Genomic DNA, 22,372 nt, shown 5'->3' with positions numbered 1-22,372 from the left:
CAGAATGCATTACCGGCACGCTTTCGGCCTAAGCCCGCAGCAGAAACTGATCACCGTCGCCTCGACGTGGCGCGAGGATTCCCTTTTCGGCCTCGACCCGCTCTTCACCACACGTCTCCTCGGCCGGCTGCCTTTCGACCGCTACCGGGTGGCGCTGATCCTGCACCCCAACATCTGGGCGTCGCACAGCGCCTTCCAGATCCGCGCCTGGCTGGCCGAAGCAGTGCGCGCCGGACTGATCCTGCTGCCACCCGAACAGGGCTGGCGGGCCGCCGTCATCGCCGCCGACTGGGTGCTGTCCGACCACGGTTCGGTCGGCATGTACGCGGCGGCCGCCGGACGTCCCGTCCTGCTGGAACAGTCCGGCCGGGCGGTCATCGACCCGGCGTCCGGGCTCGGCCGGCTCTTCGACGTCGCCGCACCCCTCGACCCGCACGCACCACTCGAACCGCAGCTCCACCGCGCCGACCAGCTCCGCGACCGCACCCACGCCACCGCGGAGACCTGGATCAGCTCCGCGCCGGGACGCTCCCTCCACCTCATCCGCGAACGCCTCTACACCCTGCTCGACGCGACACCCCCCGAAACCGGCCTGCCGGTCCTCGCCGACCCGTCGCCCGCCGTCGACGGGTCGTCCCCCGCCTCCCTGTGGGTGCGGGTCGAACCGGCCGGGCCGCGCGCCTTCGACGTCGAGCGGCGTCCCGCGGCCGTCACCGGTTCGGGGCCCGGTGTCCTGGTCGTCGCCGACCGCGAACTCGACCACCGGCTCACCGGGCGGGCCGACGTCGTCTGGACCACGGCGGACGACCTGCCCGGAGACGAGACGAGCTGGTCGGCGTCGGTGTTCGCCCACCGTCCCGGCCTCACCCTGACGATGGTCCTCCATGGCCGTCACGCCACACTCCGCGCACGCGATGGGCAGACCGTCCGGGTGTCGGTCCCCGAGGAGGCGACGGCCGAACTCGTCTGCACGGTCCTGGCCGAACGCCACGTCTCCGGCGTCCGCGACCTGGCCGCGCTCAGCCCGCTGACGCTCCGCCTCGGCCCCGATCAGACCGTCGCTACGGCGTTCAGCGCAGTTTCGTCCTGACGCGGTCGGCGGCGTCCTTCATCTTGAGCGCCTCATAGAGTTCGAGCGCCCGCCGCCAGGCGGCGGCGCCGTCGCCGAGATCGCCGAGCGCCTCCCACACCTTGGCCGCCTGGTAGTCCCTGCGGTCCTCGGTGAACAGGTCGAGGGCCTCCTCGAACAGGGTTCTGGCCTGGTCGGGGTGGTCGGCGGCGAGCAGTTCCGCCTGCCCGACGAGCACTTTGCCCTCGTTGGTCAGGTCGCGTTCGCCGAGCGCCGCGTACTCACCGAACGCCTCCCCCGACAGTCGGTAGGCGTCCAGCGCCGCCGCCCGGTCGCCGAGGACGGAAAGGGCGTCGGCGCGGTGCAGATGGAGGAGCGCGCGGCTGCGCGGCCGCCGTGGGTCGAGGAACGGCAGCGCCCGGTCGAAGTAGCCGAGCGCGGCGCGGGCGTCGCCGCGGCGGCGTTCGGTGATGCCGAGCCATTCCAGGGCGGCGCCCTGGCCGCGCCGCTCCGTCCCCTGCTCGGCGGCGCGGAGCGAACGCTGGAACCGCTGTTCAGCCTGGTCGAGCTCACCCCGTCCGAGCAGCATTTCGCCCCATTGCGCCTGGATGCGGGCTTGGGCGTCGGGGTTCTGGCAGGCTTCGGCGTCCCGTTCGGCGAGGCCGAGGATGGTCGCGCGTTCGGCGTCACGTCCGACGGAGGTGAAGTAGGCGTTGGTGGCCTCGGCGATCTGCCAGCCGTAGCCGGGCCTGGCGCCCTCCCAGACGCGGGACGTCCGCTCCATGCACGCCGTGATCGCGGGCAGGTTCTCGCTGAACCAGGCGGAGGAGTCCGTGGTGCCGCCTTGCCGGGCGAACGCGGGCAGCGGGAACGGGGCTTCCTCGTCGTAGAGCGGGCTGAGTTTCCAGCGGCGCGCGGTGTCGGCGGCGATCGCGGCGCGCAGGTAGTAGTCGTCGTTCCCGGCGCGGACGGCGCGCCGCTCGTCGGGGCCCAGGTCCCGGTCGGCCGTCAGGCCGGCGTGTTCGTGGGTGAGGTCGTCCATGACGTAGCGGCCGCGCCGGTCCCGGTGGACGACGCCCCTGCCGACGAGCTGGCGGAGCCCTTCGTCGTCGGGTTCGATGGCCGCGATCAGCGCCGGTTCGAAGTCGCGGACGGGATGCAGCCCGAGCGCCCGGTAGGTGCGGGCGGCGGCCGGCCCGAGCTCCCGGTAGACGACCTCGAAGACCGCGGAAGGCCGGACCATCGGATCGTCGTGCCCGGCTTCGAGTGCCGCGAGCCGTCCCTGCTCGGCCATCCGGTCGGCGAGGTCGGCCAGGAGCAGCTCCTCGTCGTCGTACAGCAGCCCGGCGGCGTGGCTGGCCAGCAGCGGGAGGCCCGCGCACATCGCGACGAGCCGGGTGAACGCCGCCGGTTCCGCGGACGTCCGCTCCGCCCCGACGATCTCCTCGAACAGTTCCCGCACGGCGTCCACCGGCAGTGGCTCCAGCGCCAGCCGTCGCGGACGGTGCTGCGCGAGCCCGGGCACCGGCTTCCGGCTGGTGACGATCACCAGCGCTCCGGGCAGGTTCGACAGGAACGGCAGCACCTGCCCGACCGTCTGCACGTCGTCCAGGAGCAGGACGACGGGCTGCCCGTCGATCAGCGACCGCATCAGATCGATCTTCGCGGTGACGGTGGTGGCCCCGTGCGCCACTTCTTTCAGCACGAAGAAGTTGTCGCAGACCTCCTCGACGCTCCGCCCGTGCCCGCGGTGCCCGCCGCACTCCATCGCGATCTGCGCGTACCCGTACCGTTCCCGGTTGGCGTTGATCCAGCTGATCGCGAGCGTCGTCTTCCCGACTCCGGCCTCACCGGTGACGTTCACGACCTGCGGCCCGCCGTCGCGCGCCTGCTCGGCCCACGCGCTGAGCCGTTCGAACTCCGGCACCCTGTCGCGGTACACCGCCGTGATCGTCGGCACGATCCGCACGGTCCGCGCCTTCTGCCCGAATTCGACCGTCCCGTTGAGCGTGCCGACCTGCAGCACGTTCCGGGCCGTACCGTCGTAGGTGTTGGCGCTCACAGCACCCCATCTTGACCCAGAACCCCCGGCCCCACCAATCCCGCAGCTCAGCCGCGGGGCCCCGCCGGATCAGGACGAACCGGCGGGCCGCAGGCGTCAGCGCGGCCCGGTCACCCGCAGCGCAACGACCGGGATGACCCGTTCCGTCTTCGCCTGGTACTCGGCCCACCCGGGCCCACTGGCCACCGCCCGGGCGAACGCCGCGTCACGTTCGACGGCTCCGAGGATCTCCGCCTCGACGGCGACGGTCCGCACCCCGACCTCCACGGTCGCGTGCGGATCGGCCTTCAGATTGTGAAACCAGGCCGGATGACGCGGCGCTCCCGCCGCACTCGCGATGACGAGCATCCGCCCGTCCCCGTCGGCGAAATAGGCGAGCGGCGTCGTGTGCGCCTTCCCCGACCGAGCCCCCGTCGTGGTCAGCAGCAGCAGATCCGCCCCCGCGAAATACCCGCCGACCCGCCCCTCATTGTCCCGAAACTCTTCAATGACCTTCTGATTGAAATCCATGTCTTCTCCCTCAGTTCAGTTCCCACACAGCTCGCTGAAGTGAAGAAAACCGGCGGGCCCCGAGCCCACCCCCCGCTCAACCGAAGGCCGGGCCACTCTCTGTTCCCTGGCCCAAGGCCGACCCGGCAGTCATCCCCCCACCCTAATCCACCCCGGCCGCCACACCGTGAACGTAAGGTACGACTTACTCCGGGGTGTCGAGAGAACACCCGTTTTGCCCGGATACGGCGGATCTTGACGGCTTCGCTACGGCCGTCCCGGGAACCTTCACGGAACACCTACGCCGGGGCGGTGCCGGTTGACGTGGGGGCCTTGAGGAGCAATAGTTAACCTTATGGTTCACTATCAGTTCGCGGCGCTGGGTGATCCGACGCGGCTGGCGATGGTCGAGCGGCTCGTCCGCGGGCCGCTGTCCGCGGGTGATCTCGCGGCGCCGACGGAGCTGTCGCTGCCCGCCGTGCTCAAACACGTCCGCGTGCTCGAGAAGGCGGGCCTGGTGACGACCGTCAAACGCGGCCGGGTACGCGAGTGCCGGCTGCGCGACGACGCCCTCGTCGCCGTCGCCGCGTGGACCGCTCAGCAGCAGGCGCTCTGGTCGTCCCGGCTGGACGCGCTCGGCACCCTCTTGGAGGACACATGACCGCCACTCCGCTCCTGTCGTTCGACCTCGACCGCACCTACCCGGTGCCGCCCGAACGCGTCTGGGCCGCCTTCACCGACGCCGACCTGCTCCAGCGGTGGGCCTGCCCCGATCCCGGCTGGCGCGTGTCGGCCTGTGAGGTCGACGCCCGCGAAGGCGGCGGCTACCGCCTGCGCTTCGGCCCCCGCCCGGCGGGTGACTCCTACAGCGAAACAGCCGTTTTCGCGGTCTTCGAACCCGTGCGGCGTCTCGTGCTCGACATCCTCACCTCGGGCGACGGCATGGACGAACGCTCCCGCTGCACGGTCGTCCTCCGCCCGGTCGAGGCCGGAACCCGTCTGGACCTCACGGTCGAGGGCCTGTCCAACGCCCAGGCTGCCGAGCACATGCGCGAAGGCTGGACCTGGTGCCTCAACGGCATCGCCGACCAGCTCACGCCCTGACCTGTTCAGCCGTGGACGCCCTCGCCGGCGTCGCGGCGGGTGGGCCGGCCGGTGGATTCCTCAAGGTCCTTGCGCGGGCCACCGTCGATGGGCTCGGACAGGACGACGTCGTTGAAGACGCCGCCGAGGAGCATTCCGAGGCCGCCGAGGACGGCGACCGCGACGCCGATCCAGAAAAGGATCCACAGCGGGCCCGTGACGAGGGCGATGCCGCCGAGCAGGAATCCGAGGAACACGACGCCGACGCCGACCCAGGAACGCGGACGTCCCGCATGGGACGTGCTCATGTCGTCCTCCGGTCGGTTCGCTCGGTCTGGGCCGAGGCGGTGGCGTCGGCTACACGCTCCGCGTCGGCCGGGTCGAGGTCGTCTTCCGGAACGTCGTGCTCCAGAGCGGCGGAGACCCGCTCGGCGGCCTGTTCCGTCTCCTGCTGCTCCTGTGTGCGTGGATTTTTCATGAGATCTCCTTCAGGCGGGGAGCCAGGTCGGTGGCGTAGAAGTCGAGGAAGGCCGCGGGGTCGGGGCCGCAGTTCATCAGCGCGATCCGGTCCATGCCCGCGTCGGCGTACTCGCGGAACGCCTTGACGATCGGCTCCGGCTCAGGCCCGCATGGGAAGGCGGCTTTCAGATCGTCCTCGCGGACGGTCGCGCTCGCCGCCGCGAAGCTCGACGGCAGCGGCAGTTCGGGCATGACGGACCAGCCGAGGACCGCCCAGCGGGTCGTGTCCATCGCGGCTTTCACCGCGGAGTCGACGTCCGGGCCGTAGGCGAGGCTCATCTCGGCGTAGCGCGGGCCGGTGCCGCCGGCGTCGCGGTAGGCGGAGACGAGGTCCGCGTCCGGCACGGTGGTGAACAGCGCGGAGCCGGTCTCGGCCGCCAGCCGGGCCGAGCCGGGACCACCCGCGGCGACGGCCAGCGGGACGGGAACGTCCGGCAGATCGAAGATCCTGGCGCGTGCGAGTTCGAAGTACTCGCCCTCGTAGGAGCGGTAGCCGCCCGTGAAGAGGAGCTGAATGATCTCGATGGCCTCGTGCAGCATCCGCTGCCGCACCTTCACCGACTCGCCGAAACCACCGCCGACGACGTGCTCGTTGAGCCGCTCCCCCGACCCGAGACCGAGGGTGAACCGCTCCCCGGACAGCACGGCGAGCGTCGCCGCCGCCTGCGCGATGATCGCCGGGTGGTAGCGGACCGTCGGGCAGGTGACCCCGGTGGCCAGCCCGATCCGCTCGGTCCGCTCGGCGATCGCGCCCAGGACCGTCCAGGCGAACGGCGCGTGGCCCTGGCTCTCCAGCCAAGGATGGAAATGATCACTGATCTCGACGAAGTCGAACCCCGCCCGCTCGGCGTGCACGGCCTGGCGAACGAGTTCGGCGGGCCCGAAGGCCTCGGCCATCAGCTTGTAACCGACCTGCATGGCCTCCCCTTCCCGACGTGTCGTCAGGACCCGTTGCCCCACATGGCGAGACCTATGCCCCCGAATCACCCAAGGACGCTTTACTCCCCCACGGCCTCACGGGAGCAGGGCGAGGGTGGCGTGGTGCAGCCGTTCGGCTGATCGGGGCGAGAAGGCCGGGGTGGTGGTGGGGACGCGGCGGCCTTCGAGGACGGCGGTCAACCGGCCGGCGCCGTGCGGAGAGAGATGAGGAAGGATCTGCGCGACGCTCTCGGCGACGGATCTGCCGGTCGCCTTCAGGGCGGCGATATGGGCGGCGGCGGACGGGTCGTAGTCGCCCGCGAAGCTGGTCGCGACCACCCCCGGATGGTTGGTCACATACCTGACGGGCCCCTGGTGGAGGCGGGTGAAGGAGACGGCGAGCAGGTCGTTGAGCGCACCGCAGTGGGCCATCGCGGCGACGCCGTGGTAGCCGCGTTCCAGTTGCAGATCGTCCAGACGGGCGGGGCCCGCGTGGCCCGCGGCGCCGAAGGTGAGGATCACCGGATCGGTGCCGCGCGCCAGCGAGTCGGCGAGGCCGTGGCTGAGCAGGAACCGGCTGAGGTAGAAGAGGGCGAAGGTGCTCTCCAGGCCGTCGGCGGTGAGCGTGCGGGACGGCCGGTGGAAACGGGCCGCGAGAACGAGCACGTCCAGCGCGGGGAACCGTTCGGTGACGTCGTCGATCAGGGCCTGGTTCTCCGCGACCAGGCTCAGGTCGGCGGCCCTGAAGTGGGCGCGCGGGCCGGCGCCGTCCCGGGACGCCTCGTCGAGGAACCGTCGTCCTTTCACCTCGTCCCGTCCGACGATCAGGACCTCGCGTCCCTCGGCCAGATAGTGCTCAGCGAGCCCCCGGCCGATCCCGTCGGTCCCCCCAGTGATCACGACAGCCATGCCCACCCTCCCCCGAATTTACTTTGATCGATCAAAGCATCTCGGTGGAGGTCGCGGCAAGGGCGGGTTCAGCCGCCGTCGAGCATGTGCTCCTGGAACCGGATCAGTACGGCCGCGGCCTGGTCCACGGCCTCGTCCGAGCCTTGGGAGAGGACCTCGGCGAGCAGGTCGCGTCGCGCGGCACGGACCCGTCCCACCACCGCACGCCCCTCAGGGGTGATCCCGACGAGGGTCACCCGCAGATCCCGCTCGTCCTTGCTCCGCTCGATCAGCCCGTCACGGCTCAGCCCGCGCAACTGGAGGGAGACGGTCGAGACGTCGACCCCCAGACAGCCGGCCACATCGGTGATCCGCATGGGCGGCACCAGATCGAAATGCTCCAGCAGCCGCAACTCAGCCGCCCGCAGCTCACACCCCGACCGCCGCACCACCTCGAGCCGGACCCGTCTGCTCTCACTCCACCGCACCGCCCCGGACAGCGCGACCTCCAACCGCGCCACCGCAGCCCTCATCTCCATCCCGCGATGCTACGCCGGGCACCCCAGGCGTCAGCCTCCTTGCCCCTTGACGGCCTCGGCGAGCGCGCTGAGCTTGGTGTGCTTGTGGACGTCGCGGTTGAGGGAGCCCCGGCCGGGCGGAACTTCAGACCCGTCGGAGTCGGCCAGCGGGGTGGTAAGGCCGTCCCTGCCCTGCAGAACGAGCCCGCCGAAGGGATGAGTGAGCCGGTAATAAAGCTTCGATTCAGGCCGGTAATGGCTGCCAGGCGGCGGAGTGGCAGGCTCACCGGTCGCCTTCCAGTAAAGGAACCAGACAGCAGGCCCTTCCGGCAGCGACGCCGACAACTGCTTGACGAAACCCGCGGTGTCAGTGACGGTCGGATCGTCGAATTCGACGACGATATCGTCCAGCCCGGCGACCTTCGCACCATGAAGAACCTCTATCGGCTCCAGAACAACCCCGATGTAGTTGAGCGCGCCCCCTCCTGTCCCGATCGTCCGAGTAGGCCGCACCCCTTTCACCCGCGCAGTAAGCACAAGCGTCGACGCCCGCACCCCCGCGGCGAGCCCCTCAGGCTCCGGCAACCAATGAGCCCGAATCCTGAGCCGCCCAAAGAACTCCGCATCCCCCGGCACCACCACATCAAGCCCGACCCGAGAACCCGCGACTCCCACCGTCGGCGACGACACCGGCCGCGAACCCCCACCCGAACAAGCCGCGAGCACGAGAACTCCGGCGACCACGACACCCACCCGAATTCCAAACCCCACCGGTACCACCTCAGTACTGATTGTTAAGTGCCGTGATATCAGCCGGCCGAAGGATCCGTGACGTCAGCCAGGTATTCAAACAGGACTCGTAGTCAGGGTTCCGGTACGAATAGTTGTGAACCAGGCCGAGCGTATGCCCGAGCTCATGACACGCGACGTGATGACGGTTCTCCCAACTCTGCAGGGTCTGCGGCCCCTTCCAGTAGTAGTAGGAATTGAATTTGACGAGCTGCCCTCTGCACCACCGCTTCGGGTTGGTTCCGCCCGTCCCAGTGTTGTTGGCCGGACAGAACGTCGCTCCGAGCCAGCCGTTGGCATCCCAGTCATAGTCGGCGACCCTGACATCCGGATAGGGATCCGACTGATCGAAATATGCCTCAACGTCCGTCGCGTCGGTGTAGGAGTACTGGAGCCGATCACGCACCGCGTACCACATGTTCGGAACGTCATACCAGTTATTGCTGCCGAAACTCCCGTCGGTCTGAACGGAGTGGTACCTGTTGTTCCCCAAGCTGATGCATTCGGTGGCGCTCTCACAAACGCTGTAGACCGTCCCACCGTCGTATTTATCTCCCCATTCATCACGGAATGTTTCACCGAACCATGTCGATGCCCATCCGCTCCCGTCAAGACCCAACCGACCAACCCCCACGCAAGCAGAACCAGACCCAGGCCATTCCGCTGGCCGTCTCCGGCCACGCTTGGCTGCCCGTGCCCAACGGGTCGTGGAACAGCGCATGCTTCCGACCCGTTGGGGGATCAGACCAGGGAGCAGATGATCTCGACGGCCAGGGGGGTGAGGGATGCCAGGGCCGACCATTCGGGGCCGGTCTGCTTGGCCGTGGCCCAAGCCGTCAAGGGGGGTCCGTCGGCGGGGTTCCACCAATCATGGCGTGTTCCCAGTGCTTGGAGTGTCTCCACGGGGGCGAATTGCAGGTCGCAAGAGAATTGCAGCAGTGGGTGTTCGGGAAGGTCGAGGGCGAACTGTCTGGTGAGGGTCAGGTGAAAGCGAGGTTGACCTGAGAAGGAGTAAACGCCGTACTGGTACAGCAGCAAGTCCGCGTCGGGGACGTTCGGTGCCAGGAAAGGGATTCGGGCGAATTCCAGGTAATGGTGCCAGGCCGACTCGGCAGTGAGGTCTGTCGGGACGCGTCCGGCCTTTTGGAGCAGGTCGGTAAACACGCGAGCCGCATCGGTGGGGCTGGCCGTGAGGGGTTCCACTCTGTCGGATTGGTGGATCTGGAGATGTTCGTCGAGGGCGGTGACGAGGCTCGTGGCCAGGTTCGGGATGGTGGTCTCGGCCCAGCTCCGGACCAGGGCGAGGAAGTCCTGAAGATTCCGCTCGCTCACGGCGAGCAGTTCTGAGAGCTGCTCGGCCCTGATGGTGAGAGTGGGTTCCGGTGTCTCGGTGTCCTGCCAGAGCCGGACGTTTCCGTCGTGGTGTTCGAGGCGGGGATCGGGGCTGTGGCCCAGGAAGATGTCGCGGAATCGGAGGCCGCCCGGTGCGTTCAGCGCTTCGGCCTCCGCGAGATGGCGGTCCAGCAGCGCGCTGTCCAAGACGGTGTCGCGGTCCAGGGGCACCTGGTTGTAGTCGAGGATCACCGCGATTGCGGTCCCGACCTCCCGTGACGTCATCTCTCCTGACAGCACCAGGTGGCCGTACCCGGCGATCTCAGAGATCGGCCAAGCGGTGAACTCATCGAGTGGGCCGGCTTCGAGGACGACATCGACCGTGATCGAGGGCGGAGTGTCCGTTCGGCCGGTGGCGTCTTCGGCGGGCTGGAGGGCGGGCGCGGTGACGGCCTGGACGTGTGGGCGGTTCGTCGGCTCAGGCATCGGTCGGCCGGTGTTCTCGGGGGTAGCCGATCTCGATGAGGTCGGCCTCCAGGTCGGGGATCGTGAGGTCGTCGTTGAGGGTGGCGAGGATGCTCGGTGTGAGGGGTCGCAGGGCGAGGATGTGGCGAACGGCGTCGAGGTCGACGTCGGTCTCGTAGTAGTCCTCGGCGAACTTCTGATAGGTCTCGGGGCTGCCGTCGGCCAGGACGGCGAAGAGGCGGGACGCTCCGTCCGGATCGTCGTGTCCGGCGGGAAGGGTGAGGTTGCCCGTCTTCCAGCGCGGATCCGCTGTTCTCCGCCAGAAGCACACGGTGGCTCGCGGAGTTCCCCTCCCGTCGCCGAACGCGGGCTCCGCGATGTTGTGGCGCAGAGGTTCCGGAACGTCGTCGAAGAGTCCGGGCCAAGGTTTCGGGGGGTTCGTCCGGTAAGGGGACATCGGCGACTCGTGGTCGAACCCTCGGGCGAAGACGCCGACCGGGGCGAAGACGATGGAGTAGTCGTTGCCGCTGCCGTCCCTCATGGACGCCATCTCCTCCTCCGACGACCACGCCGCGTCGAAGGAGTAGTACCGATCCGACCATTCCGGGCTCATGATCGCGTCGAGCATCGCCAGCGCGCGGCAACGGTCGCGGAGCTCGTCGATCCCGGGCAGCTTCGAAAGAACTTCAAAGACGGACACGCCTCATTAAATCGGCGGGCGACCGCGACCGTTGAAGCCGGGGGCGTGTGCGGCGCTCGGCTGCTGTTCGCTCCCGGCTTCCTGGCCGTGCGGCCGCCCGCTGGGACGGATCCGAGTGGGTCCTCACCGATGCGCCCGAACTGCGGAAAGGCGCGTGGGGCGAGGTGGGTTTACTTTCGTGACATCGACTCGACGGCGTCGATCACGATGAAGCGCGTGATCCTGATGGGGTCGCCGGTGATGAGGGCCAGGAGGGCCTCGCCGACTTTCGTGCCGGCTCCGACCCAGCCGTAGTCGTATTTCCACTGGCCGAGCTTCATTCCGATCGCGGTTCCGGCCACTCCCCCGATGGGGGCGCCGATCAGGCCGCCCGCGCCGCCGATGGGGGCGGTGCCGATGGTACTCACCGCACCCAGACCGAACCAGCCGACGAAGAAACCTCCGACGCCCCAGTCCCTGATCGTCCTTTCCCGGTCGGTGATTTTGCGGACCTTGCCCAGCGCGGAGTCGTAGATGTGGTTGTCGTCCACGTGCTCGCCGGCGGGGCCGTAGGGCTGAAGGGTCATGTAGGAGGACACCGTGCGCTGGGGAACGGCACCGGCAGCGGGCGAGGGTTGTGCGAGCGACTGCCGGAGGGCGTTGCCGATCCCCTGGGAAATGCCGAGGGCGAACCCCAGGTGATCCACATGGACCTTGGCGATGATGGACGGGACGTCCACCGCGTCCTGGTCGGGCCCGTTCGCACTGAAATAAACCGGGGCGGGCGCCGTGTCGTCGCCCGATCCGGGCTCTTCCTCTTCGAGCGCCTGCCGCAGCGCCTCGTCCTGCCAGTAGAGCCGTCCCGCCAGCGCGACCGCCGCGTTCCGTGCCGCGCCGTCGCCTGCGGACAGCCGGATGAGGGCCTCGGCCTCCGCCGCCCTGCGGACCAGGGGCTCCGTGTCGCCGGAGGTCGGGGGGATCGGCACCGCCGGGGGGTTGGTGCGCAGAGCGTGGACGATCGACTGGTGGACGACCTTCGCGGGAACCGTCGCCCTGGTGTCCGTGAACGCGTCGTTCACGCGGATGACCTGCAGGTTCACCGCGTTGATGACGATCTCGACGTCGGTGTCGTCCGGCTCGGGCAGGGTGTGGGAGGCGGCGTCGAACTGCGTCGCCGCGGTCACGGCGGCTTCGAGCCGGCTCTGGAGCCTGGGGTCGCCGATCTGCTCGGCCGCGGCGGCCAGGTCCTCGCGCAGGGCGACGACGGAGGCGAGCAGTTCGTCCGCCTGGATCGGGTCGCGTTCGGCGACTCTGGCCACCATGGCCAGGTCGGGGTCGGACAGCACGGGAAGAACCGGCGAAGCGGACAGCACCAGCCCCACCGCTTCCTCGAAGGTGATGCCGTCATCGAGCCCCAGTTCGGTCGTCAGGGGCGAGACCAGGAGACGGGCCCGCGTCGCGACCTCGAACAGAAGCTCCACCGGAGGAGTGGGCGCCATCTTGCCGATGAAACTCTTCGACCCGACCACGCCACCACCGGACTTCGATACCACCATTGTTTCCTTTCATTCGACCGACGACGAGCGACTTTAATCGAACACCCTCACCAGATCACCCATGCCACCGCATTTCCCACACGTCCACAAACGGCCATTGACTTTCCCCCAAATCTAGTGACCCATCCCACCGAAATGCCCTATCCGATTAGGCACTTACGACAGAACCGAATAACGTTCTTCACTTATCTTCTCGACCCATCAAGCAATTCGAAGGCGACGCGACCTGCAGCGACCGCAAAAGCGCCACCAGGGACGCGCCGACCACCCGCTCCACACCCTGCCCACGGGCGCGATCATGTACGGGTTCCGCCAGGCCCGCGCCCCTCCCGCCCTCACTCCGCGAATAGAGCACGCTCCCAGCCTCAACCGGCCGCCAAAAAGGGACCACCCAAACACAGGGGACAGGACGGGGCCTATCCCAAAAATAAAGAAGCGCACCGGCTCCAGCGCCACAGGCACCCCTCAGCGCGGTCGATAAAGCAAATCGGCGGACCCCTTTCCGAAAACTAGCCATTTTCCTACATCCGGACGACGTGGCGCCGTCGTGACCAAATTCGCCGAACAGGAGCAACGGCCGGTCGACGTCCGAGCCGTGCAATCCCGTGGCGGTTCGCCCAGGACGATTTCCTCGGCCGCCAGCCTCGCCCAGGGACGGTCGGGAAACAGATTCCGGACGATCGGGACGGGGACGTCGAAACCAGTGAGATTGTTCGCGCGGACATCGTTGATCTTGATCGAACCGCGGTCGGGACGGCTGCCCTCCCGCAGCGACTTGGCCATGAGCCCCCGGACAGGGCCGACGACGCCGGGCCAGGTAGTCGAGGCCGTCCGACCGCAGGGCCTCCGACCTCCGCGGAATCTCCGTCACGATGCGCGTCGCCCAGCTTCGCGGCGAGATCATGGAGCCGACACCCGGGCCCTGATCTGCGGATTTCCGCTGGTGGGCGACGCGCCGAGCCTTATGTCAGGGCTGGTTGAGACGCGTGGTCAGGCCGGGGCCCGGCTCGGGGGTGATGTCGCGGGCGGTGACGGGGTTCTCGCAGTCCTCGCAGAGAAGCCTCACGTGGGCTTCGCCGGTGCAGCCACGGTGCCGGTAGTGGACCGGGGGGCCGTCGGGGGCCATGTGGGCGTCGCCCCAGTCTCTGATCGCCATGAGCACCGGGTAGAGGTCGTGGCCCTTGGCGGTCAGCCGGTATTCCGTGTGGTCGCCGTCGTCGGCCTGCCGTTTGTCCAGGATGCCGTGTTCGACGAGCCGGGCGAGCCGGTCCAGGAGGCGGCTTTTGGAAATGCCCAGTTCGGCTTGGAAGGCGTTGAAGCGGCGAATGCCGGTGAAGGAGGCTTTGAGGATCAGCAGTGTCCACCGGTCACCGAGGACCACCAGCGGGCGGGTGATCGAGCACGGCAGCTCGGCGAGGTCGTCGTAACGCACACCGAGAACCCTACCCGGGTGGTTCCGAAAAGAGACCATCCCCGCTACCGTGTGGTCTCGAAACGAGACCAACTGCTGCCCCGGAGGAACCCCCCATGAACGACACCGGCCTTCACAAGGCGCTGGACCGCATCCTCACCGACCGCTGGACGTGTCGCCAGTTCCTGCCGGAGCCCGTCCCGCGAGAGACCATCGAGGTGTTGCTGGCGCTGGCGCAGCGGACCCCGTCCTGGTGCAACACCCAGCCGTGGCAGGTCCACATCACCGAGGGCGCCGCCACCGACCGGCTCCGCACCGAGCTGGCCGCCCATGTCATGAGCCGCCCCCAGGCCCCTGACCTGCCGTTCCCCGAGCGTTACGACGGCGTCTACCGGGAGCGCCGCCGCGAGAGCGGCTTTCAGCTCTATGCGAGCCTCGGCATCGACAGAGCCGACCGCGAGGGGGCTTTCCGCCAGACCCTGCGGAACTTCGATCTGTTCGACGCCCCGCACGTCGCGGTCATCACCACCGAGGCCGACCTCGGTGTTTACGGAGCGGTCGACTGCGGCCTCTACATCAACACCTTCCTGCTCGCCGCGCACAGCCTCGGCCTGGCCGCGGCCCCCCAGGCAGCCCTGGCCGCCTACTCCGACTTCCTCCACGACCACCTGGCCCTACCCGAGAGCCGCCAGGTCGTCGTGGGCATCTCCTTCGGCCACCCCGACCTCACCCACCCCGTCAACACCTTCCGCACCACCCGCGAGACCCCGTCCCGAGCCACCACCTGGCACACCACCTGAAGGGCCTCGCTCCGAAACGAGGCAAGACCCTCTGCGTTTCCCCTGGCGGACCATTCATCCCCGAGCAGGCATTCCCACCGGACGTCCCCCTCAGCTTCAGAGGTGTGAAGCCCATCCGTCGGCCTTCAGCCGGGCCGCCTGCTCGTCGACGGCCTGGGGGCCGTTCCCCGTGAGCAGACCGTGCTCCTCGTCCCAGACCACCTTGACCGCCGCGGGGTTGAGGGTCAGGGCGACGTCGTAGCCGGACTCCTTCAGGGCCACGTCGACGTAGTACGTCAGGCGGGTCTTCTCGCCGGGGATCTTGGGGTAGCCCCATCTTCAGCATCGGCAGCTCGCCGTACTTCGGGACCGTCGTGAGGCGGGCGCCCTTGAACTCGTGGTCCTCGTTGACGGTGACGTTGCCGTCAGCGTCGACGCGGTACTTGGCCGAGGTCATCTCGATCGGCGCATGGCAGATCAGCGAGATCGGGACGTCGTTCTCGCGCAAGGTGTGGAGCAGCTCGCCGACGACGGGGTTGTCGTTGAAGTCGACCATCGGGGTCTGGCCGCCCGGCGCGTGCATGAACTCGAAGTCGGCCAGCGAGAAGGCGTCGGACACGTCGCGATGCCCGGCCAGCAGCTCCTCGAGGGAGTGCCACTTCTGCTCAGGCAGGGCTTCGAGGCTCGCTACGATCTCGTCCCTCAGCGAGGCCGCCTCCTTGTCCGTGCGCGGCAGGACCGGCGAGACCGGCATCCGGCCGAGGTGGCGGCGCAGGAGCGCGAGGCCGATCAGATTGACGTCGAGCTGCGCCTGAGCCTCCGTCAACGGAACGTCCTCGAAGGCGCCGTACGAGCCGTAGCCGGCGTTGTTGACGAGCACGTCGATGCGACCCTGCTCTGCGAGGACCGTGTCGACGGCCTGCCGAGCCGATCCGTCTCTGCGCCTCCGCGGCGGCGTCTCAAGGCGCGCGCCGCAAGCGGCCCGAAGGTCTCCGACAGCGACCGATGTGCTGGATCAGGTCGACGTCCTGCTCGTCCCAGTCGGCGGCGAGCAGGGCGAGACCGATGACGGTCGCATAGTCGTCGGGGGCTGTGGCGGACCAGCCACCGGCCCGCCTCTTGGATACATTCACGGTCCGCGCGCAACGCCGCGGCGGTGATGTGCTCGTTGGGGTGGATCGGGACGTCCACATCGTGGAACGCCCAGACCAACTCTCCGGCGCGGCCTCAGGCCGGGCGAAGAACGCGTCCAGAACGGCGGCCGCAGCGGCACCTTCTCGGCGCCTGTCCTCGGGCCCTTCGACTGTGCCGCGACGCACGCCGCTGTCGGGATAGGGCTTGCCCTCACGACGAGGTCGACGCAGTCAAGTAGCGGCCGCTCAGGACTCCCCTGTGCGCGTGACAGCGGGTACCGTCCGGCAGTTCGATCATCGCGTCCGCCTCCGGGCCGATGCGGGACCGCAGCCTCCAGCAAGGATTGAGGAGGCAAAAAGCCGGATCGAGCACCCTGAAGACGCCGCCATCGGCCCTGATCTCCGCTATGGGACAGATCAGGAGTGGCCATCGCCCCAGGTGGCCGACGTGATGGCCGGTGCTGATACCCGGCAGTCAGTCGTCAACGACGAATGGCGTGTAGCCGGGAGCGGGTTCACTGACCTGAAGGTCGGAGAAGGCGAGGGTGAGGTCATGAGCGTTGGTCCGGACACGGACTTCGTGGAAATCAATCCCGATCGCTTCGGACCAGGCGGCAGCGGTCGGTGAGTCGCGGACGAGCGTGGCCCCGGGATAGAGAGCATGCCATTTGACGCCCCAGACGTAGCCGTCAGGGTCCTGGCCCGGCTCATCATCGACGAGCCGGTCATCCAAGGAACTCTTCCAAATGTCCGGCTGGACGGCCGTCCGGCAGCGGACCTCGACGCAGTGACGGAAGAGGTACCGCAGGTTCGCCGGCGGTAGTCCGGTCCCCGGATCCGCTGTCGCGTGGATGATGACCTCGTAGTCGCGCATGTAATCGACGAACCCGTGGAAGACCACGCCTTGGTCGAACACGTCCTCCAGGGCCCGCTCCAGCACAGCAACGTCCATGAGCATCGTTCTACACCAGCGCCGGGCTCCGCCTGCGCATGGACGGATGATCGTTTCCCTCGACTCGTCGAGCGTTGATCAGGCGAGCAGGTCGGCCAAGTCGGCGGCGGAGCGTGCGGTGAGCCGGTAGATGCCTTGAACGCCGAGGCTGTGGGTCAGTTTGCCGTCGTCGTCGAGATGTTTGAGTTTCCGTTCGGCCCGCTGCGAACGGTAGGTGAGCCGTTGCAGGACCTCGATCGGTATGCCGATCCCGGTTCTGAGAGTGCTGCCGTGGCCGAGAACGACCTCGTTCGTACATGTGGGCGCGAGGAATCGCCAGTCCGGAAATCTCTGGTAGCACTTCTCCAGCTCAATGGCGCCCTGCTCGTCCGGTTCAAAGGACACGATGTCCTGGACGGTCATGCAGCCCATGACGTGGAGGATCCGGTCCCGGACGTAGATCGGGAACACGGAATCGCCGACTGCGACCTTCGCTCTCAGGAAGCTCGGCTCAGACTGATGCGGGCCACCGTACAAGACCTCGAGCGAACGTCCGACCAGGTTCGACTCGAAATACTTCACCCGATCCTGGGGCCAATACACCGTAAACGCCTCGCTCATGCACGGAAGGCTACCGCCGACCTTGCCGGATATTGATCAGGCAGACATCCGCGACGACCCAACACGGAAGTCAGCGAGCCCGAGCTTCGCCAAGTGCAACCTCACTATGCCCACCATCGCAACCCAGCCAGCAGATCGACCTCAGCCAAACACCCAGATCCACCGGACAATCTCTAGGAGGTACATTTTTCGCCGAGATGCTGGACTCGGTGGACGTTCAGGGCGTCGCCCTTGAGGGAGGGCTCCAGGAGCCGGCCCTGGGCGGGATCCCAGAGGGTGTACTTGTCGTCGGAGGAGACGAAGTACAGCACGGGCCGGGCGGGCACTGGCAGGCCCGCGGAGGCGTCGATGCCTTCGCGGAGGCGGATACAGGCGACCTTCAGGTCGAATCTGCCAACAGCGTCGAGATCGGTTCCTCCTCCGACGAAGTAGCCGACGGCTTCCTGGCCCGCACGCGCCGCGTACTCCACCCTGAGCGCGCCGAGTCCGAGCAGGACGACCATTCCCAGGCACAGGAACGGAAGCACCGGCACCGGGTAGTGCAGAGTGCGGAGCCAGCCGATGCTCCCCATGAGGAGGATGAGGAATCCGGAGGCTCCCACGACCTCGGGGAATCCGGCGGCGAACTCCGTCGTCCAGTCGAGTCCGGCGTCACCCGCGCCGACGTCGAACGCGCCTAGATAGAAGACGCTGATCAGACGGCCCACACCAAGGGGTGCGGAGACCACCACGGCGACAGCCGAGAGGATCCCGCCCACGACCACGAGCCCAGACGTCGTGCGCGCGAGGACCCCGCAGCCGATCAGACCCATCATGATCAGGAGCAGCAGGGCCAGTCCCTCTGATCGGCGTAGGACGATCTCGCCGAACGCAGGGGCGGCGATGAGGAGTCCGACGAGCAACGACTGCGTTCGGAGTGCAGCCCTGGTGCCGCGGGTTCTCTCGACCCAGGTGCGGACTGCCACTCCGCCGGCCAGTGAAAGCGGAAAGAACAACGCCCAAAGGGGTGCGTCCAGGGTCACGGCGCCCGAGACGAAAGCCGACCCGACCGTGAGCAGGCCGCCCGCGGCGGCGATCGTGCCCGTCCGCCGCTTCGACCACCGGTGCTCCCAGAGCCGGGATTCAGGAGTCTCCTCGACGAGTACCTCCGCGGATACCTCCGCGGAGTCGACGGTTCCGCCCACTCCCGAAGCCCTCACTAGACGCCTGACCGAAGCCATCGCGCCGTTCTTGATCAGGAGATTGGCGCTGGGAACGTAGACGTCGACATCCGCACTCGGAGAGCCGCCGAGGACGCGCCACTGCCAGGGCTCGCCTTCCAGCGCCCGCTCGAACCTGTCGAGGTCGCGGACCCCCTTCACCTTGACGGCGATCGTCGTACTGAAATCACCACGTGGAGCGGCACCGCGCAGGGTCGGCCGATCATCATGAACAGTCATCCGGACATAGTTATACACACGAGCTAAATAGGCACGAACTAGACAATTCACTCCGGCAACGGCGAGATCAACTCTTGTAGGTGAGGTTCTTCGCCGCCGACGGAGCCTCCAGACGGTTGCGGTAGCAGTCCCAAAGCGCCTCCCACACCATGGGGTCCCGCTCGTTGTGCATGGCGAAGCCGATCTCGGCGGTCACCCAGTACTCATCAAGCAGATCGAGTAGCCCGGAGGCCAACCGGAGCCGTCCGACCGCGTCCAGTCCGTCGGCCAGTACCGCCCCTGACGCGCATTCGTGGGCGACCTCTGCCGCCGTCAGCTCACTGCCCGGCCGTTCGACGTCCGTCCACACGCCTTCGCGGATCTCGACGACGCCGACCTCCGCCAACCATCGTCGCGCGTTCTCGATCTCGTCGTCTTTCACGCGAGCCAGTGTGTACGTCTCGGCGAACCGGGGATCGTAGGCGGTTGAATGTGGGGATGGACAGTCCGGTTTGGGGCGCTCTGCCCGCAGATATCGCAGCCCGTATCGATGAGCTCGCCTCGGCCGGCCGGACGCTTCAGGCCGTCATGGAGTTGAGGAAGTCGTCACCGGAGCCCCTGCCCGGACTGTACGAGTGTGTGGATCTGGTCGCCGAGCGTTGCGCGGAACTCGGGGTGCGGTTCGGGCCTGAGCCCACACACCCGCTGAGCGTTGACGGCCTCGAAGCAGAGGTCAGAGGGCTTTCCTGGGTTCCGGCCGCGATCGAGGCGGTCTGGGACGGCGACAGCTTCAGCTGGATCGTCGACCTGTGCGTGGTGGGCGCCGAACCGGGAGTCGAGCATCGCCTGGCGAGTATCAGGCCGGGCGAGGAGCTACGACGGCTGCACGGGGACGTCCTGTTGCCGGAGGCGAAGGAGGCCGTCCGGGCCGGTGGTCTGGTCGCGGACCGGCTCGGAATCCCCTTCTACTTCGCCTCACCTGACGACCCGGAACCCGACCTGCCCCGCTGGTGGGAATCAGCCAGGTGACCGGGTGCCCCGGCAGGGCTCAGCCCTCACAGGTTTCGGCGCTGTAGACGTCCAGCAGCCGGAGGTGGAGATGAGGGGATTCGAACCCCTGACCCCTTCGATGCGAAAATCCAGAGCCACCAGAGCGTTTCCCCAGCTCAAAGACATGATCGCAGGTCAGCCCTCAGGCGACGGCCGCGTCCGGCCTCGTCTGGCCGCATCGCTCCGTGCTTCGCCGCATTCTGCACGGTTCAACACTCGCGCTTTGGGCCATACCCCCACCACCAGCAGGGCGTGAGTCATGTCGCCCCAATCGCCAGGCTCGAGAACCTCACCGTGCCGCTCGGCGTCAGGGACCCGGGGCGCGGAATTCTTCAGCATCCAGGCGACGGCCGTTCACTAGTGGATCCAGGCTGTCCGCCAGCGCGAGGCCGAAGGAAACCGCTCGAGCTCAGGCCGAATTGACTCGCAGGGACTGAAGAGTCCGAAGCGTCCGGATACGGGCAGACGCGCTATCCGATCTTGTCGACGTCGCTGAACCGCGCTCCCTGCCGGAAAGCCCTGTCTGCTGTCGACCCACCGAAACGACCGCCAGGTGTCAGGGTTCACAGCCAGGTGTCCGATTCCCGCGGGGGCTGGCTGGGAGGCGTTTCGGGGTGATCTCGTGGGTGAAGGGGTAGCGGTCGAGTTCGGCCGACAGCGGGCCGTATTCGTCGGCGTGGCCGGATGGGCGGATGAGAGTGTGCGGACGGCCGTCGCGCAGGTCGACCTCGACCTGGCCGGTCAGGCCTGCTCGGGTGAGCTCGGTGGTGACGAGGCGGTGGACGGCGTCTTGGAGCAGGGCGGGTTTGTAGATCTTGCCGACGGCGGTGGTGGGGAGGACGTCGACGATGTGCACGGTTCTGGGGGCGGCGGCTGGTTCGGGGGCGTGGTCGCGGGCCCAGGCCAGCAGGTCTTTCTCCTGGGCCGGGGAGCCTTCGGCGAGGACGAGGTAGGCGGCGGGTACCTCGCCGGAGTGCGGGTCGGGGGCGCCGATGACGGCGGCGGCGGTGACGTCGGGGTGGGCGAGCAGGGATTCCTCGATGGGGCCGGGGTCGATATTGTGGCCGCCGCGGATGATGAGGTCCTTGGCGCGGCCGGTGAGGTAGAGGTAGCCGTCGGCGTCGACGTGGCCCAGGTCGCCGGTGAGGAGCCAGCCGTCGAAGATCTTGCCGGTGGGGTCGGGGGCGGGTCCGGTCGCTCCGGGGCGCAGGTAGCCGGGGAAGACGCTGGGGCCCTTGATGGCCAGGACGCCGGTTCGGCCAGGCGGGCAGTCCGCGGTGGGGCGGTCGTCGGCGTCGACGGTGACGGCCTTGACGTGCTGGTAGGGCAGGCGCAGCCCAACGGTGCCCTCGCGGGGGGCGAAGGCGGGGGTGGCCGCGGTCGCGCAGGTCGCCTCGGTCAGCCCGTAGCCCTCCAGCAGGGGGACGCCCGCGGTGGCCTCGAAGGTGGTGCGGACCTTCTTGGGCAGGGGGGCGGCGCCGACGGCTCCGGCGCGCAGGCTGGACAGGTCGACTCCGTCGGGCACGGCGGGAAGGCCCGCGTAGACGGTGGGCACTCCGGAGAAGCTGCTGACCTTGTAGTGGGCGATGATGTGCCAGAAGTCGGCCATGAGGGCCCGGTCGCGGTAGCCGAGGGGGCCGAGGGAGACCACGAGCCGTCCGTGCATGAGGGGGCCGAGCCCGGTCACGTGCAGGGCGTTGACGTGGAACAGCGGCAGGCCGGCGAGGACGACGGAGCCGTCGAGAAAAGCGCCGGAGCAGCCCAGCGCCCACGCCATGTACACCTCCATGGCATGGGTGTGGGGGGCGATCTTGGGGACGCCGGTCGTTCCACCGGTGTGGAAGTAGGCGGCCAGGTCCTCAGGCGCGGGCCGGTGGGTCGTGAGCAGCCGGTCCGCGGGCTGGGCGGCGGCCAGCTCATCGAAGCCGACCTCTTCGAGGATGTGGCCCGGATCGGGAGCGGATCCGACTGCCGCGAGTGCCCGGAGACCGGGCAGGCGGGCCGCGATCCTCTGGGCTTTGGCCCACAGATCCGGGGCGAGGTCGGGTCCGGGGGCCAGGAGCAGCTCCGCGCCGGTCAGGCTGAGGATTTCCACGAGGTGGTCCTCGGCGAGCAGGGGGTTGACGGGGTTGGCGATGCCGACGGCCTGGGCTCCGAGCAGCGCGGCGTAGGTGGTGCCGAGGTTGGGGAGCATCAGGGCGACGACGCCGCCCTGGGGCAGGTCGAGCGACAGGTAGGCGTTGGCCGCCCGGTGTACCTGCTCCAGCAGGTGCCCGAACGTCCAGACGGGTGCGTCCCGCCACGCCGCGCCGTTCTCGCCCAGCAGGTGGAGCGCGGGTCGGTCGGGGTGGGCGTGGGCGGTGCGGGTGAGCAGCTCGTAGGTGCTGGCGGACAGGTCGCGGTCTTCCAGCGGCACGGCCTCGATGGCCGGGACGTCCTCGGGGAGCAGGACGAGGGGACGGTCACCTTGGGTGTGCGGGGCGGGTGTCATCGGGGCTCCCCGGCGAGGTTGGCGATGCGCATCAGTTCGCTCCTGGATGAGAAAGGGGCTGGGCGGGGAATGCGGTGCGGCTGAGGTCGGGCATGGCCGCGCACAGCTCGGCCGGGGTGCGGCCGGTCCTGGCGACCGTGCCGTCGGGCCGGACCAGGGCCGCCGCCGCCC

At 68.4% G+C, this 22,372-nt stretch carries 24 protein-coding genes and 1 pseudogene; 5 read left to right on the top strand and 20 right to left on the bottom strand.

Annotated features, from left to right (window positions below; translation table 11 throughout):
• The first annotated feature begins 4 nt into the window (after window positions 1–4).
• Window positions 5–1,090 carry a hypothetical protein gene (locus tag ACYVE7_RS06515; RefSeq protein WP_460363635.1) on the top strand — a complete coding sequence of 362 codons (1,086 nt, stop codon included), beginning with the start codon at window positions 5–7 and terminating at the stop codon, window positions 1,088–1,090.
• Here ACYVE7_RS06515 and ACYVE7_RS06510 read toward each other — a convergent pair.
• Window positions 1,071–3,131: an NB-ARC domain-containing protein gene (locus ACYVE7_RS06510; protein WP_460363634.1), complete on the bottom strand. Its 2,061-nt coding sequence runs from the start codon at window positions 3,129–3,131 to the stop codon at window positions 1,071–1,073. The two genes, ACYVE7_RS06515 and ACYVE7_RS06510, sit on opposite strands and share 20 nt — an antisense overlap.
• A 96-nt stretch (window positions 3,132–3,227) precedes the next feature.
• Complete coding sequence (locus ACYVE7_RS06505) at window positions 3,228–3,641, bottom strand: nitroreductase family deazaflavin-dependent oxidoreductase (protein WP_460363633.1); 414 nt, start codon at window positions 3,639–3,641, stop codon at window positions 3,228–3,230.
• 334 nt (window positions 3,642–3,975) lie between these two features.
• Here ACYVE7_RS06505 and ACYVE7_RS06500 point away from each other — a divergent pair, with 334 nt between their 5' ends.
• Window positions 3,976–4,281, top strand: coding sequence for an ArsR/SmtB family transcription factor (locus ACYVE7_RS06500; protein WP_460363632.1), 306 nt, complete (start codon window positions 3,976–3,978; stop codon window positions 4,279–4,281).
• A complete protein-coding gene (locus ACYVE7_RS06495) occupies window positions 4,278–4,724 on the top strand; it encodes an SRPBCC family protein (RefSeq protein ID WP_460363631.1) in 447 nt (148 codons plus the stop codon). Before ACYVE7_RS06500 ends, ACYVE7_RS06495 begins: the two co-directional genes overlap by 4 nt.
• Window positions 4,725–4,729: 5 nt before the next feature.
• Here ACYVE7_RS06495 and ACYVE7_RS06490 read toward each other — a convergent pair whose 3' ends face one another.
• From ACYVE7_RS06490 to ACYVE7_RS06440, 11 genes are all read right to left on the bottom strand, one after another.
• On the bottom strand, window positions 4,730–5,011 hold the full coding sequence (locus ACYVE7_RS06490; RefSeq protein WP_460363630.1) for an HGxxPAAW family protein: 282 nt from the start codon (window positions 5,009–5,011) through the stop codon (window positions 4,730–4,732).
• Entirely contained in the window at window positions 5,008–5,181 is a 174-nt protein-coding gene (locus ACYVE7_RS06485; protein WP_460363629.1) for a hypothetical protein, read from the bottom strand. Before ACYVE7_RS06485 ends, ACYVE7_RS06490 begins: the two co-directional genes overlap by 4 nt.
• Window positions 5,178–6,140, bottom strand: coding sequence for a TIGR03557 family F420-dependent LLM class oxidoreductase (locus tag ACYVE7_RS06480; RefSeq protein ID WP_460363628.1), 963 nt, complete (start codon window positions 6,138–6,140; stop codon window positions 5,178–5,180). Before ACYVE7_RS06480 ends, ACYVE7_RS06485 begins: the two co-directional genes overlap by 4 nt.
• Before the next feature lie 96 nt (window positions 6,141–6,236).
• The gene (locus ACYVE7_RS06475) at window positions 6,237–7,049 is read right to left on the bottom strand and encodes an SDR family NAD(P)-dependent oxidoreductase (RefSeq protein WP_460363627.1); all 813 of its coding nucleotides are present in this window, start codon (window positions 7,047–7,049) and stop codon (window positions 6,237–6,239) included.
• Between the two features lie 68 nt (window positions 7,050–7,117).
• Window positions 7,118–7,567: a MarR family winged helix-turn-helix transcriptional regulator gene (locus ACYVE7_RS06470; protein WP_460363626.1), complete on the bottom strand. Its 450-nt coding sequence runs from the start codon at window positions 7,565–7,567 to the stop codon at window positions 7,118–7,120.
• 30 nt (window positions 7,568–7,597) lie between these two features.
• The gene (locus tag ACYVE7_RS06465; RefSeq protein ID WP_460363625.1) at window positions 7,598–8,317 is read right to left on the bottom strand and encodes a hypothetical protein; all 720 of its coding nucleotides are present in this window, start codon (window positions 8,315–8,317) and stop codon (window positions 7,598–7,600) included.
• Between the two features lie 10 nt (window positions 8,318–8,327).
• A complete protein-coding gene (locus tag ACYVE7_RS06460) occupies window positions 8,328–8,753 on the bottom strand; it encodes a hypothetical protein (protein ID WP_460363624.1) in 426 nt (141 codons plus the stop codon).
• Between the two features lie 323 nt (window positions 8,754–9,076).
• Window positions 9,077–10,153 (bottom strand): hypothetical protein, encoded by a 1,077-nt coding sequence (locus tag ACYVE7_RS06455; protein ID WP_460363623.1) that lies wholly within the window; start codon window positions 10,151–10,153, stop codon window positions 9,077–9,079.
• On the bottom strand, window positions 10,146–10,832 hold the full coding sequence (locus ACYVE7_RS06450) for a hypothetical protein (protein WP_460363622.1): 687 nt from the start codon (window positions 10,830–10,832) through the stop codon (window positions 10,146–10,148). Before ACYVE7_RS06450 ends, ACYVE7_RS06455 begins: the two co-directional genes overlap by 8 nt.
• A gap of 170 nt (window positions 10,833–11,002) precedes the next feature.
• On the bottom strand, window positions 11,003–12,367 hold the full coding sequence (locus ACYVE7_RS06445) for a hypothetical protein (protein WP_460363621.1): 1,365 nt from the start codon (window positions 12,365–12,367) through the stop codon (window positions 11,003–11,005).
• Between the two features lie 967 nt (window positions 12,368–13,334).
• On the bottom strand, window positions 13,335–13,799 hold the full coding sequence (locus ACYVE7_RS06440) for a winged helix-turn-helix transcriptional regulator (RefSeq protein WP_460363620.1): 465 nt from the start codon (window positions 13,797–13,799) through the stop codon (window positions 13,335–13,337).
• Window positions 13,800–13,894: 95 nt separating this feature from the next.
• Between ACYVE7_RS06440 and ACYVE7_RS06435 the strand changes: the two genes are divergently transcribed.
• The gene (locus ACYVE7_RS06435; RefSeq protein ID WP_460363619.1) at window positions 13,895–14,578 is read left to right on the top strand and encodes a nitroreductase; all 684 of its coding nucleotides are present in this window, start codon (window positions 13,895–13,897) and stop codon (window positions 14,576–14,578) included.
• 96 nt (window positions 14,579–14,674) lie between these two features.
• On the opposite strand, the gene ACYVE7_RS06430 is transcribed toward ACYVE7_RS06435, so the two are convergent.
• From ACYVE7_RS06430 to ACYVE7_RS06405, 6 genes and pseudogenes are all read right to left on the bottom strand, one after another.
• Entirely contained in the window at window positions 14,675–14,839 is a 165-nt protein-coding gene (locus ACYVE7_RS06430) for a hypothetical protein (protein WP_460363644.1), read from the bottom strand.
• 529 nt (window positions 14,840–15,368) lie between these two features.
• Window positions 15,369–15,437: pseudogene (locus ACYVE7_RS06425) on the bottom strand (hypothetical protein); the annotation flags it as partial.
• Between the two features lie 728 nt (window positions 15,438–16,165).
• On the bottom strand, window positions 16,166–16,642 hold the full coding sequence (locus tag ACYVE7_RS06420) for a YxiG-like protein (RefSeq protein WP_460363618.1): 477 nt from the start codon (window positions 16,640–16,642) through the stop codon (window positions 16,166–16,168).
• Between the two features lie 78 nt (window positions 16,643–16,720).
• On the bottom strand, window positions 16,721–17,242 hold the full coding sequence (locus ACYVE7_RS06415) for a hypothetical protein (RefSeq protein WP_460363617.1): 522 nt from the start codon (window positions 17,240–17,242) through the stop codon (window positions 16,721–16,723).
• A 173-nt stretch (window positions 17,243–17,415) separates the two neighbouring features.
• The gene (locus ACYVE7_RS06410) at window positions 17,416–18,681 is read right to left on the bottom strand and encodes a hypothetical protein (protein ID WP_460363616.1); all 1,266 of its coding nucleotides are present in this window, start codon (window positions 18,679–18,681) and stop codon (window positions 17,416–17,418) included.
• A 67-nt stretch (window positions 18,682–18,748) separates the two neighbouring features.
• Window positions 18,749–19,102, bottom strand: coding sequence for a hypothetical protein (locus tag ACYVE7_RS06405; RefSeq protein WP_460363615.1), 354 nt, complete (start codon window positions 19,100–19,102; stop codon window positions 18,749–18,751).
• Between the two features lie 146 nt (window positions 19,103–19,248).
• Here ACYVE7_RS06405 and ACYVE7_RS06400 point away from each other — a divergent pair, with 146 nt between their 5' ends.
• Window positions 19,249–19,689, top strand: coding sequence for a hypothetical protein (locus ACYVE7_RS06400; RefSeq protein WP_460363614.1), 441 nt, complete (start codon window positions 19,249–19,251; stop codon window positions 19,687–19,689).
• 577 nt (window positions 19,690–20,266) lie between these two features.
• Here the strand turns inward: ACYVE7_RS06400 and ACYVE7_RS06395 are convergent.
• Entirely contained in the window at window positions 20,267–22,201 is a 1,935-nt protein-coding gene (locus tag ACYVE7_RS06395) for an acyl-CoA synthetase (protein WP_460363613.1), read from the bottom strand.
• Window positions 22,202–22,372: the final 171 nt, after the last annotated feature.

The sequence above is a fragment of the Actinocorallia lasiicapitis genome (genome assembly GCF_054778695.1).
Note: the sequence above shows the minus strand (reverse complement) of the source record. Positions and strands in the feature narration are given on the sequence as shown.

Coding starts and splice junctions, on each gene's coding strand:
- ACYVE7_RS06515 (WP_460363635.1), top strand. CDS start 5: ATGCATTACCGGCACGCTTTCGGCCTAAGCCCGCAGCAGAAACTGATC.
- ACYVE7_RS06505 (WP_460363633.1), bottom strand. CDS start 3,641: ATGGATTTCAATCAGAAGGTCATTGAAGAGTTTCGGGACAATGAGGGG.
- ACYVE7_RS06500 (WP_460363632.1), top strand. CDS start 3,976: ATGGTTCACTATCAGTTCGCGGCGCTGGGTGATCCGACGCGGCTGGCG.
- ACYVE7_RS06495 (WP_460363631.1), top strand. CDS start 4,278: ATGACCGCCACTCCGCTCCTGTCGTTCGACCTCGACCGCACCTACCCG.
- ACYVE7_RS06490 (WP_460363630.1), bottom strand. CDS start 5,011: ATGAGCACGTCCCATGCGGGACGTCCGCGTTCCTGGGTCGGCGTCGGC.
- ACYVE7_RS06485 (WP_460363629.1), bottom strand. CDS start 5,181: ATGAAAAATCCACGCACACAGGAGCAGCAGGAGACGGAACAGGCCGCC.
- ACYVE7_RS06480 (WP_460363628.1), bottom strand. CDS start 6,140: ATGCAGGTCGGTTACAAGCTGATGGCCGAGGCCTTCGGGCCCGCCGAA.
- ACYVE7_RS06475 (WP_460363627.1), bottom strand. CDS start 7,049: ATGGCTGTCGTGATCACTGGGGGGACCGACGGGATCGGCCGGGGGCTC.
- ACYVE7_RS06470 (WP_460363626.1), bottom strand. CDS start 7,567: ATGGAGATGAGGGCTGCGGTGGCGCGGTTGGAGGTCGCGCTGTCCGGG.
- ACYVE7_RS06460 (WP_460363624.1), bottom strand. CDS start 8,753: ATGTGGTACGCGGTGCGTGATCGGCTCCAGTACTCCTACACCGACGCG.
- ACYVE7_RS06455 (WP_460363623.1), bottom strand. CDS start 10,153: ATGCCTGAGCCGACGAACCGCCCACACGTCCAGGCCGTCACCGCGCCC.
- ACYVE7_RS06445 (WP_460363621.1), bottom strand. CDS start 12,367: ATGGTGGTATCGAAGTCCGGTGGTGGCGTGGTCGGGTCGAAGAGTTTC.
- ACYVE7_RS06435 (WP_460363619.1), top strand. CDS start 13,895: ATGAACGACACCGGCCTTCACAAGGCGCTGGACCGCATCCTCACCGAC.
- ACYVE7_RS06420 (WP_460363618.1), bottom strand. CDS start 16,642: ATGGACGTTGCTGTGCTGGAGCGGGCCCTGGAGGACGTGTTCGACCAA.
- ACYVE7_RS06415 (WP_460363617.1), bottom strand. CDS start 17,242: ATGAGCGAGGCGTTTACGGTGTATTGGCCCCAGGATCGGGTGAAGTAT.
- ACYVE7_RS06410 (WP_460363616.1), bottom strand. CDS start 18,681: ATGACTGTTCATGATGATCGGCCGACCCTGCGCGGTGCCGCTCCACGT.
- ACYVE7_RS06400 (WP_460363614.1), top strand. CDS start 19,249: ATGGAGTTGAGGAAGTCGTCACCGGAGCCCCTGCCCGGACTGTACGAG.
- ACYVE7_RS06395 (WP_460363613.1), bottom strand. CDS start 22,201: ATGACACCCGCCCCGCACACCCAAGGTGACCGTCCCCTCGTCCTGCTC.